The sequence below is a fragment of the Altererythrobacter lutimaris genome (assembly GCF_013371495.1).
Classification (GTDB): domain Bacteria; phylum Pseudomonadota; class Alphaproteobacteria; order Sphingomonadales; family Sphingomonadaceae; genus Erythrobacter; species Erythrobacter lutimaris_A.
Genome location: NZ_JABWTA010000001.1, coordinates 2,385,214 through 2,401,125, shown reverse-complemented (window position 1 = coordinate 2,401,125; position 15,912 = coordinate 2,385,214). Strand labels below are relative to the sequence as shown.

Here is a 15,912-nt window from a genome sequence, read left to right as displayed (position 1 = left end):
CAGTAGGTGCTTGCGCGGGCGAATGCATGGTCTCCCCTCGGCCGTGCGAGATAGCAGATGGAATCCCTTGCCAACGACTTGAGACAGATGCAGCGCACACCGCTGCACGAAAGTCACGTCGACGCAATCCGCGAGATTGCAGAGACCAGAACTTACGCTGAGGGCGAGTTTGTCGTCGAAGTGGGCGATCCGCTCGACCGTTTTGTCTATGTGCTCGAAGGCGAGATCGAAGTTGTCAATCCGTTCACAGGCGAACGCCACCTCGAAGCCTCGCTGGGCCCCTCGCAATTCATGGGCGAGATATCCTTTCTGAACGGAGGCACAGTGACGCTGCCGATGCGCGCGGCGAAGGATACGCGAACGCTGGAAGCCCCGCGCGCGCAAATGCTCGAGCTGATGGGGAAAATCCCGGAGATGTCGGACATCATCATCAGTGTGTTTGCCGCGCGCAGACGCCGGCAGCTGGAGGATTCGGACAGCTCGCTCAAGATCATCGGTGCGGATCGCAGCGCAGACCTAAAGCGCATCGTCGCCTTTGCAAGTCGCAACAAGATCCCGTTCGAAGCGCTCGATCTCAACAGCGAAGCCGCCACTGCCGAAGCGGAAGCCTGCCGCATCACGCACAATGATCCGGTAGTGATTTTCGGCAAGGACCAAGTGATCGACGAACCCACTCCGCTCAAGATCGCGCGACTTCTCGGGCTGGATGAAGACATCGCACGCGAGGAAGTGTTCGACCTCCTGATCGTTGGCGGCGGACCGGCGGGAGTGGCTGCAGGTGTTTATGCGGGCGCTGAAGGTCTCTGCGCCATGGTGGTCGACGACGTCGCCATTGGGGGACAAGCGGGAACCTCCAGCCGGATCGAAAACTATATGGGATTTCCCACCGGGATCTCGGGCTCCGACCTCGTCTGGCGCGGTCATGTTCAAGCGCTGAAGTTTGGCACGCGTTTCGCTGTTCCACGCCGCGCCACTGCCATCACCCGGCGCGAAGACGGGGTGTTCTGCATCCGGCTCGATTGCGACAGCGAAGTGTGCGCGAAAGCGATTCTTGTTTCGGCTGGCGTGCAGTACCGGAGGCTCCCGCTTGACCGGCTCGAAGACTTCGAGGGAGCGGGCGTGTATTACGCCGCGACCGACATGGAAGCGCGTTATTGCAGGGACAAGGAAGCCGCGATCATAGGCGGCGGCAATTCCGCTGGACAAGCAGCCATGTTCCTGAGCCGTCATGCCAGCCACGTCCATGTTCTGGTGCGCGGACAATCGCTGGCCGCCTCCATGTCGAGCTATCTCAGCAGCCGGTTGGAAGCGGACCCGCGCATTACGATTCACTATGAAACGCAGGTCACTGCGCTGAATGGAGACAGCTCGCTCGAAAGCATTGAAGTGAATAAGCAAGGCGAGGCTCAACCATTGAACGCAGCTAACCTGTTCATCATGGTAGGCGCTGCTCCGAACACCGATTGGCTGTCTGGCTTCGTGAAGCTCGACGAACGCGGTTTCGTTTTGTGCGGGGACGATGTGGGATCAAACTCGCCTTACGCGACATCCTATCCGGGCATTTACGCCGTCGGAGATGTACGCGCAGGCTCAGTCAAACGCGTCGCGTCAGCCGTCGGGGAAGGCTCGGTCGTTATCTCGCAAATCTGGAGCTATCTGGACGAGCAGGAGAACGCCGACACAAGCCCCTAGGTCCACGTGGCCGGATCAAGCGCCAACAGCTCGGATAGCTGCGCATAGAGAGCGGGTTCTTCCCTGCGTAAGGCTTGCGCCTTTTCGAAGAAAGTTACGACCGCTTCTGCAAAAAACTCCTGATGATTGGTTGCTCCGTAAGGATCAATCAGCGTGTGCTGGCCGTGTTCAACCCGTGCGACATGGTCGTGATACGCGTCCAACATTGCCTTTTCCCAGCCTTCATAGGCCTGTCCCTTGCGCAGGATCGGAATGCCGTTCGTGTGCCCGGTCAGACTGTCGAGTTGATGCGCAAATTCATGGATGACCACGTTGTAGCCATCATGGGCATCGAGGCCGCCTTGCAAGGCATGGTCCCATGACAGAACAATCGGACCGCGATCCCAGCTTTCGCCAAGCATATGGAAATCGCGCTCATGTACGATATTCCCATCAAGGCTGCTGCGCCCTGTGCGGAACGCAGACGGGTAGATCAGCACGTTCCGGAGCGTGTGATACCAGGCCGGACTGTTGACGATCAAAAGGCAGGCCTGCGCAGCGATCGACAGCTTCATCTCTTCGCTCACCTCAATGCCGTTATGGCCGCGAAAGGTCATTTGATCGAGAAACAGATTGATCTTGCCTTCGAAGCTGGCGTGCAATTCTCGGGGCAAACGGCGCACGATCGGCACAAGCTGCGTAACGGTCTTGCGTTGATCTTGAGTGAGTGGAGTTGCCAAGAGCCGGGCGCGTTTCTGTTTGCGTGCCCACCAGCGATACAGGAAGAACCCGGCGATAAGCAGGAAAACAAGCAGGACCGGCAAAAGGCTCATGCTTGCGATATAGGTCTGGGCGCCGGGATTTGTAGAATGTTGTGCGGGAGAACCACTGTTGTGCGGCTCGACATTTCCTACACGCTTGCGCCGAGCTACTGTTTGAGAGTTTTGGCTGCATTACGCTTCACAACGCCGCAACCCGCCAGAGTTTTGCAAAAATAGGAAAAGTGTCAACTTTGTTGGAAAGGTCAAAAACGGTAGAATTCTGCGGGTTTGGGGCCAGTTTAGCCAAGTTGACAGGTGTCAACTTTGTCAACTTCGTTGGATTCGCATCGTCACGCTGGTCGCAGCGTCCTTTCCGTAACGTCTTTGACTCTGCGGAGCCTCAAGCGCATGGAGCAAGCGCAAAGGAGATAACCCCCCATGTCTAAAGATACGGCTGACAAATCCCGCGAATTCGACATAATTGTCTATGGCTCGACCGGCTACACAGGACGTCTGGTCGCTGAATATCTCAGCAACCATTATGGCGGGCGCGATGACGGACCCACATGGGCAATGGCAGGGCGTAGTCTGGAAAAGCTGGAAAGCGTGCGCGATGAGATTGGCGCGCCGGCCTCGACGCCGCTCGTGGTGGCCGATGCTGACGACCTGGCAAGCCTGGAAGCCATGTGCCGCCGCGCGAAGGTGATCCTCACCACGGTGGGCCCGTACCAGCTTTATGGCGATGCGCTGGTCGAAGCCTGTGTGAAAACCGGCACCGACTATGCGGATCTGTGCGGTGAGCCAGCATGGATGCGCGAGCAGATCGACAAGCATGCAGAGGCCGCGAAAAAGAGCGGCGCGCGGATCTGCTTCTCCTCAGGTTTTGATTCCATTCCCTTCGACTTGGGCGTGTTGATGACTCAAAAGGAAGTCGAAAAGCGCACCGGCAAGCCCTCGCCGCGCATTCGCGGCCGCGTGCGCGCGATGCAAGGGACGTTCTCTGGCGGGACGGCCGCGAGCCTTACTGCAACGATGAAAGCTGCGGCTACCAATCCCAAGATCATCAATATCCTTCGCAGCTCCTTCGGCCTGACCCCGGGATTTGAAGGGCCAAGCCAACCCTCGGGCATGGTGCCGGGTTATGAAAGCGACCTCGGTAAATGGGCCGCGCCATTCGTGATGGCGCCGATCAACACCAAGAACGTCCACCGCACCAACTTCCTGCTCGGCCATCCCTATGGCGAAGACTTTGTTTATGACGAAATGATGCTGACGAGCCCCGGCGATGCAGGCAAGGCAGCGGCGAATGCAGTCGCGGAGATGATGAAAAATCCGTTCGGGGCAAAGCCGCCCAAGCCGGGTGAAGGTCCAAGCAAGGAAGAGCGCGAAAACGGCTTTTACGATGTGCTGTTTGTGGCCGATCTGCCCAATGGCGAGAAGCTGCATTACGGCGTCAAAGGCAAATATGATCCGGGCTATGGCTCGACCAGCAGGATGCTGAGTGAAACCGGGATTGCTTTGCTCTCATGTGACAAGCCCGGCGGCATTGGAACGCCAGGCTCGTTCCTCGGGGAAGACCTCGTCAAGCGGCTTGAAGAGCACGCAGAGCTGAGTTTCGCAGCAGAGAATTAAGGATGCGGTGAGCGCCTCCGCTCGAAATGGGGGGCGGACGAAGGCGCTCTTCCGCAAGCTCTAGAAGCTAAGCCGCACGCTTGCCCGGACATTGCGACCGGTCAGCGGCACGAATTCTTTCGTGAAGCTGGAATGGCGACGGCCGGTCACATCGAACAGGTTCTCGCCGGCAAGCTGGACCACCACGCCGGGATTGTCCTTCAGCGGACGCCATGAAACATAGAGGTTCGTGAAAGCGAAGGAGTCTGTTTCCGTTTCGAACTCCGCCACATCATCTTGCGAGCCGAACCACTGGACTTCACCGCGCACATCAAGGGACGTGAACTGGGCTTCAAGCGCGCCGAGCAGACTGACAGGAGGAATACGCGGAAGACCGCCTTCCGCATCAAGATCGGCATCAACATAGGATGCGCGAAGGTCAGCGATCAGGTCAAAGCTGTCTGTTTGGACGATCGGCATGTTGAGATCAGCCTCGAACCCGAAGAACTTGGCATCGTCTTGCAGATAGACGAAGACCGGAAGCTCATCTTCCTCTTCGCCGGTGGCATTGAGATAGATGAAGCTGTCGAAGTCCTGGTAGAATACCGACGCGCCGAAACTTGCATCGCCGATGTCACCGCGAACAAAGGCTTCGAGTCCCCAAGCGGTCTCTGTGTCGAGATCGACATCGCCAATCTCGAACTGCTGCGTTGCGATATGAGGCCCGTCTGCAAACAGCTCTTCGCCCGCCGGAGCTCGCTCGGAACGCGAGCCCGTGATACCGGCCCGGACCCCTTCGCCAAGCTCTGTGACAAGCGAAAGCGCACCGGAGAACAGATCGAAGCTTCGCTCTACGCCGACTACATCAGACTCGACATCGACCATCTCATACCGGCCAGCTGCTTCAAGCTGGAGCCTTTCTGACAGCTCGATTTCCTGGACGGTGAATAGCGCAAGCTGCGTGGTGTCGTTAGGCGCGACAAACGCTTCCTCGCCAGCCGCCGCAAAGTCGCGCGACTTGAATTGAACGCCGATCACGCCTCCGCCATTCTGGACGAGCTCTGCGCGCGCTTCGAAGGTCTCGGTATCGTAAACAGTGCCGACTTCCGGGCCTTCAAACTCGGTATGGGTGTAATCGGAATAGCCGGCCCGAACCTTCAAGCGCGAAAGGAAGCCCTCGCCTAATGCAAAATCACCGAGCACATCGACGCGAAGCTGTTCCAGGCCAATCGTGACGATTTCCTCGCCCTCTTCCTCTTCTTCCTCGCCTTCACCCTCTTCACCGTGAGCGTGTCCGCCTTCAGGGTTTCCTACCAGGCCGTAGTCAGTATCATAATAAGATACAGACGCGCCGACGCGCGAGTCGCCGAAGAACAGGCCTACGCCGCCATGAGCAGTCCAGGTTTCGGTCGCGCTGTTTGGAATGAAACCTTTCTGATTGGCAGCCTCACGAAGCTCTTCTGCTTCTTCAAACTCGCCTTCGCCTTCTTCCTCTTCCGCATCGGCAAGCAAGTCCGCACGCAAATCGTCAGACAGCTGGAAGCCTGGAATTTCGACATCATCTGTTTCACGGAACGACCCGCCAATGTTGAACACGACATTTTCGCCAAGCCCGAAGTCAAGCGATGCCCCGCCACTGCGCAGATCAGTGGCGGTATCGACCGCAGCCAGTGCTTCAACGTGGAAGCCATCTTCAGGGATCGCTACCGGAATACGGCGGTCGATGACATTGACGACGCCGCCGATTGCCTGGCTGCCATACAACAGCGCTGCAGGACCGCGTAGAACCTCCACACGCTCAGTAGTGAGAGGATCTATCGTTGTCGCATGGTCGGCTGAAGTGTTGCCGACATCCGCTGTGCCGAGCCCGTCGACAAGGACGCGTACCCGCTCGCCATCAAGGCCGCGCAGGATCGGACGCGAAGCACCCGGAGTGAAGCTAGTCGCTGAAACACCCGGCAGCTTGATCAGAAGATCGCCGAGCTGGCCGTTGAGATCGCGCTGGATCTCGTCAAGTTCCACGACATCTTGTCCGCCGATGAAATCAAGCTGCTGCAGGGCTTCTGCCGCAACAATGATGTCTCCGCGATAGTGAGGATCGCTTTCCCGCGCTTCTTCTCGCGCAGCCGCACGCTCTTCTGGCTGCTCATCAGATGAGACTGCTACTCCCGCTGAAGTCTCATTTGCAAAAGCAGGCGTTGCGGCGATTGATGCAGTAAGCATAGCAGCGATAGCGCAGTGCGATGTGTAGCGTTTCACGAAGAGGCCTTCCCGATTCCAGAGAACGTAATAACATTACAATGTAACAATGTATCATGCAGGTAGCGAGTGTTGGCCAGATAGCAACCCCAAACTCTTAGGAATGTGAGTTGTAGAGGGCTGAAGCCGCATTCAGGTGCCAGCTTGCGGCATTTATGACACAAAATGCTCAAGGCGAACCGGGCGCTGGCTTATAAGTTCGTCACGTTCAACGAAAATGTGGGAATGGAGCGGGCGAGGCGATTCGAAGAAGGGTAAGAGAGGCACTTGGCTCGCGCGCGCCTATGTTTCCGACACAGAACACAATTCGCAAATATCGCTGGGCGATTATGGAAAGCCAACTGGCCACGGTGCTCTACCCTCCGCGCACAACGATCGTAATTACATCCGGCCCGATAAATCGTCTTATCCTTCCAAAGATCCCCAGGCATTCGCCAAAGCGATCAAATGGTATGTACGATGGGGACATGTAGAGACCCTTCTGCAACGGCGAGATGAAACCGTTCGTCAGGTCTGTCAGTACTTTCCGATTTCCCTGACTGCATGAGCGCAATCAGATCGCTAAGCTTGGCAATCGATTCATCGGAACTGATTTACGCCGCGAGTGTAGCGGCTTCGGATTCTACGAGCATCATTGCTTCCGTGACCTCAAATGCGCTCGCGTTTGACAGGTGGTCGCTTTTTGCTGGTTCTTTTTCAACTATTTAAGCGCCGAGCCCTACCTTGGTTTCCAGACGTCCAATCGCATGAAGGGCAACTGCAGCCTCTCGGACAGAAACTCTGCTCACGCCAAGCTTCTCGGCAAGTTCTCGCTCGCTGGGCCAGCGAGTGCCCGACGCGTAGACACCTTCGTCGATCAGTCCGGAAATCTTTTCTGCCACTGTCTCAAACAGCCGCTTGCGTCGCATATCTGGCCCGGCTCCAAACGAAATGACGATTGCTAGGTAACTAATCCTGCTTCTAATTGAGCCCCATAACTTTCTGGCGCTGCTAGCTGCCGCCAAGTTCCTTCGTTGGCGGCAGCCGGCCTATCGCCCTCAAGTGCGCGCTGAACACAAGCTATCACACACTCGGCAGTTCGTGTCGTCCAAAACGAAGCTCGCTCAAAGAGTGAATCGAACACCAAATTGAATTCGACGGTCGGTGATACCCTCGTAGCAAAGCAATGCACCATCATTCACGCAAGAGATGTTTTGACTAGATTTAGTCAGATTAGTTCCCTCCACCCCAACGTTGATCTGATCAGTGATGTCGTAGCTAATGCCAGCGTTTAGCTGCCCTCGAGGTTCGACAGCGCCTCGGAAGCCAAGCGGTTCAAAGACGTTGCCTGTACCGGGCAGATCATCTGTTCTGAACGTATCACGCCATGTGTAGCGCACACGCGCAGACAAACCATATTTTTCATAATAGGCTGTAAGGTTGTAGGCGTGCTTTGAAAGGTTCAGCAAAGTTGCGGTCTCACGCTGCACCGGATTCACGGCTGGGTCGAAACCCAGCGAAGCGAAGACTGCTTGAGCGCGCGAACCAGCAATGTCAGTAAAACCGGAATTGTTGCTTTCCGTTTGGTAGGTGTAGTTCGCAACAAGGCCAAGACCGGAGAGCCATCCAAAGCTGCCCAGCCTGTCTTCCCAATCGCTCAGATTATACTGGAACGCGACTTCAACACCTTCCTGAGTGGTTGTCCCGTCTGAGTTGAATGGCGCTTGCAGGCCGACACAGACCCCTGTTTCGCCGTTACCGAAAATGCCCGCTTCGGTTAGTGGGGAGAAAATCCCGCCGCCCTCGCAGTCCGGACCGACTGTGTCGCGGGTGTTTGGGGCGTTGACGCCCGGATCACCCGGGCCGCCTGGTTCGTCAACGTTGACACCAAACAGTCCATCACGCTCTTTGCGGAAATAGCCAATGCTGATCACGGCCTCAGGCGCAAAGTACCAACTCGCAGACACATCATAAGAGGTAACTTCTTCCGGTCGAAGATCGGGATTCCCGGCTACGGCGTTGCTGTTGACGCCGCCTGCATCCGGAAGTTCCAGCGCGGACGAGATGCTTACGAACCCGGGGCGATTGATCTCCTTGGAGAACGATGCCCGTAGAACTATGTCGTCTGTTGCTTCAAAGGCGAGGTTCACTCGCGGCAAGAAATGATCATAGCCACTGTTTACGGTATTGAGGGTAGGAACGCCATTACCCAGAACATTAGCTGTCGACGAAATCGAAGTGTCTACCCAGCGCAAGCCGGCATTCCCGCGAAACCGTCCATCCTCGGTCGCAAAGTTAACTTGCCCATACAGGGCATGCGTTTCTTCCGTGATGTCAAAGAAGTCACCCGCAATCGACTCAAGGTCCGAGGTGAATATTGGTCCAAGTCCCTGAACAGCGGCGGCGGCATTGATTGCAGCCACGGTATCTTCCGGGTTCGCACCATTCGTAGGATCAAGGTGCAATACACCCGAAACGAACAGATCGCTGCCCGTGCCATCCCCGAAATTATCAGGGATTGTCGTGAGGAGATCTGCGATACCGCCCGCGTTGAGACTACCAGCTAGCGAGCTTGAACCACTCCGTGAAGCTTGCCTGTTGTCTCTCAGGGTTGTGCGCTTGCTGTAGCGATAGCCCGCATCAAAAGAGGTGATGAAGCCGACCGCGCCGGCGAGGTCGTAAGAGGCATCAATCCGGAATGCGTTTTCCGCATTCTCCTGGACATTTGCGGAGTATGTAGGCGTGCCATCAAGCACATAATTGCTTCCATCGAGCAGTTGGTCAGGAGTTGGAGCAAATGGATCTGCAAAATTGATGCCGAAGGAAATCCCATCTCTGAAGTCGAATATGATCGGAATGCCGTTTTCATCCCTGAAGCTCGTGCCAGCTGAGTTGTTCGGGGCAATATCGGAGTTGGGGTTGATGAAATTCAGGGTCGAAGACAGGTTGGGATTGACCGTGTCTGCTGTTACCCGCGAGAATTCAGCGGCTACAGTCAGCCGTTCGCCTTCCCAATTACCGCCAGCCCTGAAAACATCGCTTGTCGTAAGGCGTGAGCCGTTGTCACTTGATACGCGCAAGAATGGCGCACCGCGGCCGGCATTTCTGAAGTCATCGAGAGTTGCAAAGTCCGACGCTTGATAGGGTGTGAAAGTGCCAGCCGTAACAGCTAGAATGCTGCCAAGGTCTTGGCCAATTGCATCGGTCCCTAGATCAAAAGTCTCAAAGTCCGTGAAATTGATATTGGCACCGGTGCCGCTTGCATCGCTCGCACCGTTCAACCGGCTAACATTAGAAAACTGAACTCTCGATCCCGCGAGTCGCCGGGTCTGATCGGTGTAAATATAATCCGCAAACAGAGTAAGCCTGTCGGTCACTTCGCCTTCAATTGAGCCTGCGATATTAAAAGTCTCGAAGTTCTGCGTTTCTTGAACCTGATTCAAGAACTGAACCCCAAGGAAGCCTGTGGCCCCAGCTGGACAAGAGGTCGGAGGAGTGTCGCCCGTACAGTCTGTTAGATTATCGCGATCGAGGCGCGGACGAAAAGCTGTGTTGGTTGACTCAGTATAGCTGCCGCTCAAGACGAAACCAAACCTGCGTCCGTCTGATGTCTCCCATGTCTTGCCAAAAGCAGCCGACAACCTTGGGTCCAATCCACCGGATGATAGGCTACTGTCTTCAAGCTGCCCGCGTACGCTTAGGAGAGTATCCGTCAAATCGAGCGGCCGAATAGTCTTCAAGTTGATCGTGCCGCCAACAGAACCTTCAATAGTCGACGCCTCTGGCGCCTTGATGACTTCGACGCCCGCGATGATAGCCGGATTCAAGTCTTCAAAGTTTATGCCGCCTCGACCATTACCAGCGCCAACGGTAGTAATGCCGTTGATTTCAAGTCGGTTGCTATCCGTACCTCGGATTTGGACGCCGGTACCAACACCGTTCTCACGCGTGATCTGAACACCTGTGATATTCTCAAGCACTTCTGCCAAGTTTTGGTCAGGAAGCTTGCCAATATCTTCCGCTTGAATCACTTCTATCAGGCTATCAGCGTTGCGCTTCTCGTTCAGCGCGCTTGCTAGCGAGCTCCGTATACCCGTGACGACAATTGTGTTCTCTTCGCTATTGTCGATAGCAGATCCATCGTTCGCATTATCCTGAGCCAAGGCTGCGCCTGGGATCAGAGCAATTGCTGACCCAGTCAACATTCCAGCGATAATCTGTTGCTTGCGTACGAAGCCGCACCACGACTCGAGTCGATACCCCATCAGTTCTCTCCCGCTAAATTCGCTTATTATTGCACTGAAGAGTAGATTGGTATATTTTTTTGTCAATCCATCATGTATGCCCAATCTGAAAATTCTGTCATACCAATTTGGCAGTACAAACTAGATCGGTCATGTTCTCGAAAGAGGCCAAGCACTAACTGCTCATGTTTCAATGTCTTGAGGTTGGTGCTTCATCAGCTTGCTCGACATGCGCAATATTCCGAACTGCCGGGCTGTTCGGAATATCGGTTGCCGGAAGCTTTGTGGTTCAACTGGACAAAGCGCCTAACTGCCCGACCGCCTAAAGCAGCAGCCGACTTTCCCGCCCCCAATTGCAGATGTCAGTTCACTTACGATAAAAATTTTCATTGCCGTAGCACGGCGGTCATGGCGATTGAATGGATCAAGGCATGGTCGCAAAATATCGGCCATGAAGAAATGCTAAGGACACCAATGAGCTACGGCACTGGGCCAGCCACCGGGCAAGCTGAGTTGGTCCGGGGGCTTGGCGAGAAGAAAGTGGAATATGATGATGCGCAACTAACCGCGATGCTTGCCGAAGTGATTAGAAAGCGCAAAGCGAAATTTTGAGAAGGACAGTGAATGGTAAATCGCTGAGCCTTCGGTCGTAAACAGCCACGAATTAGCCATTCAATTTCCAAGGCAATTGTCGTGCCGCCTAAATATTCGATTGTCTTGCAGCCTGGCTGCGAATGTTAGCCAAAAAGAACACGGTCATTCAGCACTTCTCGATTTTCGTCGAAAAGCTCGAGCGTGTCGGTGGGCAATCTGAGCCAAATTGCGCTATTCGCGAGCCGTTCCCACACCGCGTTTTTCATGTCTTTCTCATGGAAAACACAGAGATCGGCTGTAAGTCTTTGAAAAATGGAGCGGGCGAGGCGATTCGAACGCCCGACCCCAACCTTGGCAAGGTTGTGCTCTACCCCTGAGCTACGCCCGCTCACTGACGCTCGCTAGCGAAGGCGCTAAGCGCTCTTTTCGCTGGGGAGGCGGCGCGATTAGCAGCGCCTTTCGTACCCCGCAAGCGCAAAATTGCATCAAAACGCGCAATTGCGCGAAGAAGGCTGCGATCAGGAGCAGGACTCCCCTTTTCCGCTCTTTACATACCCGCCTGCGGACCCACATGGTGGCTCATGCATTCAAACAGTGGGTCCATCAGCCGATCCGCTTCATCAAGGAGCTTCACACGTGGCCAGCATGGGTCTTAATCTCGAAGAGCAAAAAGCGGTCGACCGTTTCCGTCAGACGGTGGTCGAACCATCCATGTCGAGCCTCGTGATCCTCGACTTCTGGGCAGAATGGTGCGGACCCTGCAAAGCGCTCACGCCTGTGCTGGAGAAAGTCGCTGCTGAATATGCCGACAAGGGCGTGATCCTTGCCAAGGTCAATGTCGATGAAGAGAAGTTCATCGCCGCTCAATTCCAAGTCAAATCGATCCCGACTGTTTATGCTATGTTTCAAGGACAGCCGGTTGCTGACCTGACCAATGCCCGAACAGAGTCCCAGCTCAAGCAGATGCTGGACCAGATCCTCGGCCAGCTGCCTGTTCAACCGGGTGCGGGTGGTGACGCTGCGGCAGCGCAGCAGCTGGACATCGAGCAATTCATCGCGATGGGTGAAGATGTGCTTTCTGGAGGGGATGCTGAACGTGCAGCGGGTATCTTTGCGCAAGTTATTGATATGGCACCCGACAATGCCCCCGCGCAAGCAGGTCTGCTGCGTGCGCTGATCGCGGCAGGGCATCTTGCGGAAGCGAAAGCTGCGCTCAAAGCGATCAAGCAAAATCCAGCGCTCGCTGACGATCCTGCGATCATAGCAGCTGCCAGTGCAATCGAACTTGCCGACAATCAGGTTGATGACAGCGAACTGTCTGCTCTTCGCGCTGATGCGCAGGCGAACCCTGAGGATATGGACAAGCAGCTCGCCTTTGCCGAAGCCGCGTTTGCTGCCGGCGCGCGCGATGAAGCGGCAGATACGCTGCTGGCTATGGTCGAAAGGGATCGCGAGTGGAACGACAGCGCAGCGAGAGCCAAACTGCTGCAGATCTTTGAAGCGGTGGGGCTGGAAGACGAATGGGTCGTCACCATGCGTCGGCGCCTGTCGAAAATTCTTTTCGGATAGGCCATACTGAGCGCTTGATGTCGACTCGCCTTTCCATCTTCCCCTTGCCTGGTGCGATCCTGTTTCCCGGATTGCAATTGCCGCTGCACATTTTCGAGCCACGTTACCGCGAGCTGGTTGGTGACGCGCTGGTCAGAGACCGCCAGATTGCGATGATCCAGCCGCAGCAATCGCGCGAAGGCGCACCGCTCTATTCCGTCGGCTGCGTGGGCAAGATCGGCGAGATCGAAGCGATGGATGATGGCCGCTACAATCTCATTCTTGAAGGCAAATCGCGATTCCGGATGGTCAAGGAACTGGATGTCGCGACCAGCTTCCGCCAAGTCGAGGCGGAGCTGCTCGAAGACAATGGCAGCGCGGTGCTTTCTCCGATTGAACGCGCGGGGTTCGAGCAGCAAGCGCGCAAATTTGCGGATCGTCAGGGCTACCGGGTCGATTGGGAATCCGTTGAACGGCTTGATGACCATTCGCTGATCAACGGCGTGTCTCAGATCGCTCCTTTTGACCCTGCAAGTAAGCAGGCACTGCTAGAAGCCGAGACGCTGAACGCACGTTGCGAGCTGCTCATCCAGTTGATGCAGTTTTACGGCCGCACCGATGGCGATGAAGAGATCATCACGCTGCAATGAGCGCTACGGCTTTGCCGCAGACTGCGCTGCCGGCTCGAGGCTACCAAGCAAAGTCGTCATGGCCGTAAAGGCGTACCGCTCTGCGTCTTTCTTGTTGTAATTCTCTGTCTGTACAACAAGCACCGCGTCATAGGCAGGAACGAGCGCGACCATATTGCCGCCATTGCCTTTCATCATGACCGCGCCGGTATATCCCCCGCCAGCGCGCAGCGGAATCGACCACCACAGATTGCTGTAATAGACATGCTCGCCAAGCTGATGCCGCGTTGTCAGCATGTGCTTGATCCAGTCCTCAGAGACGAGCTGCTCGCCTTGCCACTGGCCTTTGCCCAGCACTAGCCGCCCGATCTTGAGCAAGGCGTCGTCAGAGATCGTAAGCTGGCCACCTGACTGGATCTCTCCGGACCTGGACTTGCGCCAGATCGCGCCATCAATGCCGAGCGGATCGAACAATCGCCGCTGGACGTAGGCATCGAAGCGTTCGCCCGTGGCTTCTTGAACCACCTGGCCCAGCAGGAACACGCCGGCCGTGCAGTAGGAAAACGGCCCATCCCCGTCAGCATCGCGAGCAAATTCGCGCAAAGGCAGATCGAGCGCGAAATCGCGCCAGACACGGCGGCGGTACATCTTTTCTTCCTGACCGGGAGACTTGCGCTCCCAATCGTTGCAATCGAGCGCTGACGACATGCCGAGCAGGTCTGCAACCGTGATATCTGCAGCCGCATCGCCTCGGCTTGATCCCAAGAGCGGCCACACTTTTGCATCGATGCCTGACAACGCGCCGTCATCGATCGCCATGCCGACAGCAATCGCTGTAATCGACTTACCCGCGGACTTGATATCAACCGGATCGCCCATTGGCTCGTCATCGAAGCGCTTTCGATAGACCGCTTCGCCTGCTTGCTCGATTGCGACAGCGCGGATTTTGCCAAGCTCCTTGTCGGCAATTGCGGCCTCTAGTTCGGCAAGGCTCCAGTCAGGCAGCGGCTGGGCTTGCGCCGCAGAGGTTATGTTTGCGTATACCATCAGGAAAGCCGATGCGAGAAAGCGCTTAAGCATGGACATATGGATCGCGCCTCAAGCCTGAACCGGCCCCGAACCGAGCGGTAAATTCGCCATGCAAAGCACTTCCCGAAGTCCTTCCAACAAAGTTGACAAAGTTGACACCTGTCAACTTCGCTAAATCGGCCTCAATCCCTAAGAATTCCGCCGTTTTTTGCCTTTCCAACAAAGTTGACACTTTTCCTATTTTTTCAAAACTCCAATGAGCATTTCCCCGCTCATGCGAGGGGTGATCGAGGTATTCAAAGATGCGCTCCCAACTTACGCAACGCACATAAAGTAGGAAATGTCTGGAAATGGGGTGGGAAACGGACGCAGGGCTAATTACTGAGTTCATCCCTGTATGGATCGAAAATCGGTTCCAGCAAATCGTGCAACGCCGTCGCGGGTTTGCTCCAGCACTCAAGTCTATCAGGAGCATGTTCCGTAGCTGAACCAGTGGTCACGACCAAAGTTGGCAAACCGCCATTTGAAATGATGATGTAGTCTGGCTTGCCGCCCTCTTGGCAAATTTTCGCTTCAAGCCCTTCGCGTTGAGCTAGATCGAATGCTCTACGCAACGCTTGCAGGTCATTCGTTTTCAAGTTTCCCTTTCGGCTTGGCCTCTCAATATCCGGGTCCTGACAGTTTTCTCGATCAGCACGCTCCGTCAGGACAAACTCGCCAGTTCGAAGGTCTAGCTGGACATTGCCGGCAGGACACCATTCGGAGTGTTCGACCGTCGCATAAATGAATGCTGTGCGATCATCCCAGCCTTGCTGACCGATGTTCGCAACCGAGAACAACGCGAGCAATGAGATGAAAATTGGTTTGAGCATTGAAGGATGATCGCAGAATGCACGAACGTCCGCAATTGGGTCGTTAGCGGGCATCCAACACAGACGCCCGCAGCACCCTCAAATCCCGAAGCTGCCTTTCAGCCCGTCGATCACATATTGCGCGGCAAGCGCTGCGAGCAGCACGCCCAGCAGGCGCGTGATGACCGCTTCGACGCGGTCGCCGAGCAGCTTGATCAGCGGTCCCGCCGCCACCAGAGCAATCGCTGTGATCAACAGCACTGCGCCCAGAGCACCAAGCACCACCAGCGTTTCCTCTGTCGTGTCCGCTTCATTCATTAGCAGCATGATCGCGGCAATCGCGCCCGGACCTGCCAGCATCGGCATAGCCATGGGAAAGACGGAAACGTCTTCGACTTCGGGTGTTGCGGCGACTTTGTTGGCGCGTTCCTCGCGGCGCTGCTGACGCTTCTCGAACACCATCTCGAATGCGATCCAGAACAGCATGAAGCCGCCTGCGATGCGGAAGCTGTCGAGCTCGATATGGAGCGCGTCGAGCAATTCCTCGCCCAGCAGAGCAAAGAACAACAGGATGACTGTCGCAATGGCGCTTGCCCGCAAAGCCATAGAAGTGCGCTGCTTTTGCGTCGCACCCTTGGTGAGGCCCGCATAGATAGGCGCACAGCCGGGCGGGTCAATCACTACGAACAGCGTGATAAAGGCAGAGATGAAAAGCTCGGTCATGGACCGGCCCTCT

Annotated in this window: 12 protein-coding genes and 1 tRNA gene; 5 read left to right on the top strand and 8 right to left on the bottom strand. The window is 55.9% G+C overall.

Features of this window, described 5'->3' with window-relative positions:
• Positions 1-87 precede the first annotated feature (87 nt).
• Positions 88-1,692 carry an FAD-dependent oxidoreductase gene (locus HUO12_RS11670; RefSeq protein ID WP_332310411.1) on the top strand — a complete coding sequence of 535 codons (1,605 nt, stop codon included), beginning with the start codon at positions 88-90 and terminating at the stop codon, positions 1,690-1,692.
• Here the strand turns inward: HUO12_RS11670 and HUO12_RS11665 are convergent.
• Entirely contained in the window at positions 1,689-2,504 is an 816-nt protein-coding gene (locus HUO12_RS11665; protein ID WP_176273761.1) for a M90 family metallopeptidase, read from the bottom strand. The genes HUO12_RS11670 and HUO12_RS11665 overlap by 4 nt on opposite strands.
• Positions 2,505-2,870: 366 nt before the next feature.
• Here HUO12_RS11665 and HUO12_RS11660 point away from each other — a divergent pair, with 366 nt between their 5' ends.
• Entirely contained in the window at positions 2,871-4,064 is a 1,194-nt protein-coding gene (locus tag HUO12_RS11660) for a saccharopine dehydrogenase family protein (RefSeq protein WP_176273760.1), read from the top strand.
• A 60-nt stretch (positions 4,065-4,124) separates the two neighbouring features.
• Here HUO12_RS11660 and HUO12_RS11655 read toward each other — a convergent pair whose 3' ends face one another.
• The 3 genes from HUO12_RS11655 to HUO12_RS11645 all read right to left on the bottom strand — a co-directional run bounded on the left by HUO12_RS11655 (position 4,125) and on the right by HUO12_RS11645 (position 10,486).
• Positions 4,125-6,302 carry a TonB-dependent receptor gene (locus HUO12_RS11655; protein ID WP_332310410.1) on the bottom strand — a complete coding sequence of 726 codons (2,178 nt, stop codon included), beginning with the start codon at positions 6,300-6,302 and terminating at the stop codon, positions 4,125-4,127.
• A 704-nt stretch (positions 6,303-7,006) separates the two neighbouring features.
• Positions 7,007-7,210, bottom strand: a complete 204-nt coding sequence (locus tag HUO12_RS11650) for a FadR/GntR family transcriptional regulator (RefSeq protein WP_176273759.1) — start codon at positions 7,208-7,210, stop codon at positions 7,007-7,009.
• Between the two features lie 195 nt (positions 7,211-7,405).
• A complete protein-coding gene (locus tag HUO12_RS11645) occupies positions 7,406-10,486 on the bottom strand; it encodes a TonB-dependent receptor (protein WP_176273758.1) in 3,081 nt (1,026 codons plus the stop codon).
• A gap of 246 nt (positions 10,487-10,732) precedes the next feature.
• Here HUO12_RS11645 and HUO12_RS11640 point away from each other — a divergent pair, with 246 nt between their 5' ends.
• The gene (locus HUO12_RS11640) at positions 10,733-11,137 is read left to right on the top strand and encodes a hypothetical protein (RefSeq protein ID WP_176273757.1); all 405 of its coding nucleotides are present in this window, start codon (positions 10,733-10,735) and stop codon (positions 11,135-11,137) included.
• Positions 11,138-11,432: 295 nt separating this feature from the next.
• On the opposite strand, the gene HUO12_RS11635 is transcribed toward HUO12_RS11640, so the two are convergent.
• Positions 11,433-11,507, bottom strand: a tRNA-Gly gene (locus HUO12_RS11635).
• Positions 11,508-11,764: 257 nt separating this feature from the next.
• Between HUO12_RS11635 and HUO12_RS11630 the strand changes: the two genes are divergently transcribed.
• The gene (locus tag HUO12_RS11630; protein WP_176274436.1) at positions 11,765-12,688 is read left to right on the top strand and encodes a tetratricopeptide repeat protein; all 924 of its coding nucleotides are present in this window, start codon (positions 11,765-11,767) and stop codon (positions 12,686-12,688) included.
• Between the two features lie 17 nt (positions 12,689-12,705).
• Positions 12,706-13,317, top strand: coding sequence for an LON peptidase substrate-binding domain-containing protein (locus HUO12_RS11625; RefSeq protein WP_176273756.1), 612 nt, complete (start codon positions 12,706-12,708; stop codon positions 13,315-13,317).
• Between the two features lie 3 nt (positions 13,318-13,320).
• Here HUO12_RS11625 and HUO12_RS11620 read toward each other — a convergent pair whose 3' ends face one another.
• The 3 genes from HUO12_RS11620 to HUO12_RS11610 form a co-directional block, all read right to left on the bottom strand.
• Positions 13,321-14,382 carry a serine hydrolase domain-containing protein gene (locus tag HUO12_RS11620; protein ID WP_176273755.1) on the bottom strand — a complete coding sequence of 354 codons (1,062 nt, stop codon included), beginning with the start codon at positions 14,380-14,382 and terminating at the stop codon, positions 13,321-13,323.
• A 317-nt stretch (positions 14,383-14,699) separates the two neighbouring features.
• Positions 14,700-15,197: a hypothetical protein gene (locus HUO12_RS11615; protein WP_176273754.1), complete on the bottom strand. Its 498-nt coding sequence runs from the start codon at positions 15,195-15,197 to the stop codon at positions 14,700-14,702.
• A 78-nt stretch (positions 15,198-15,275) separates the two neighbouring features.
• Positions 15,276-15,899: a MarC family protein gene (locus tag HUO12_RS11610; protein ID WP_176273753.1), complete on the bottom strand. Its 624-nt coding sequence runs from the start codon at positions 15,897-15,899 to the stop codon at positions 15,276-15,278.
• Positions 15,900-15,912 lie beyond the last annotated feature (13 nt).

Bases quoted from the DNA above. Each gene is read 5' to 3' on its own strand.
- HUO12_RS11665 (WP_176273761.1), bottom strand. From the start codon at position 2,504: ATGAGCCTTTTGCCGGTCCTGCTTGTTTTCCTGCTTATCGCCGGGTTC.
- HUO12_RS11670 (WP_332310411.1), top strand. From the start codon at position 88: ATGCAGCGCACACCGCTGCACGAAAGTCACGTCGACGCAATCCGCGAG.
- HUO12_RS11625 (WP_176273756.1), top strand. From the start codon at position 12,706: ATGTCGACTCGCCTTTCCATCTTCCCCTTGCCTGGTGCGATCCTGTTT.
- HUO12_RS11660 (WP_176273760.1), top strand. From the start codon at position 2,871: ATGTCTAAAGATACGGCTGACAAATCCCGCGAATTCGACATAATTGTC.
- HUO12_RS11615 (WP_176273754.1), bottom strand. From the start codon at position 15,197: ATGCTCAAACCAATTTTCATCTCATTGCTCGCGTTGTTCTCGGTTGCG.
- HUO12_RS11630 (WP_176274436.1), top strand. From the start codon at position 11,765: ATGGGTCTTAATCTCGAAGAGCAAAAAGCGGTCGACCGTTTCCGTCAG.
- HUO12_RS11645 (WP_176273758.1), bottom strand. From the start codon at position 10,486: ATGTTGACTGGGTCAGCAATTGCTCTGATCCCAGGCGCAGCCTTGGCT.
- HUO12_RS11620 (WP_176273755.1), bottom strand. From the start codon at position 14,382: ATGTCCATGCTTAAGCGCTTTCTCGCATCGGCTTTCCTGATGGTATAC.
- HUO12_RS11650 (WP_176273759.1), bottom strand. From the start codon at position 7,210: ATGCGACGCAAGCGGCTGTTTGAGACAGTGGCAGAAAAGATTTCCGGA.
- HUO12_RS11610 (WP_176273753.1), bottom strand. From the start codon at position 15,899: ATGACCGAGCTTTTCATCTCTGCCTTTATCACGCTGTTCGTAGTGATT.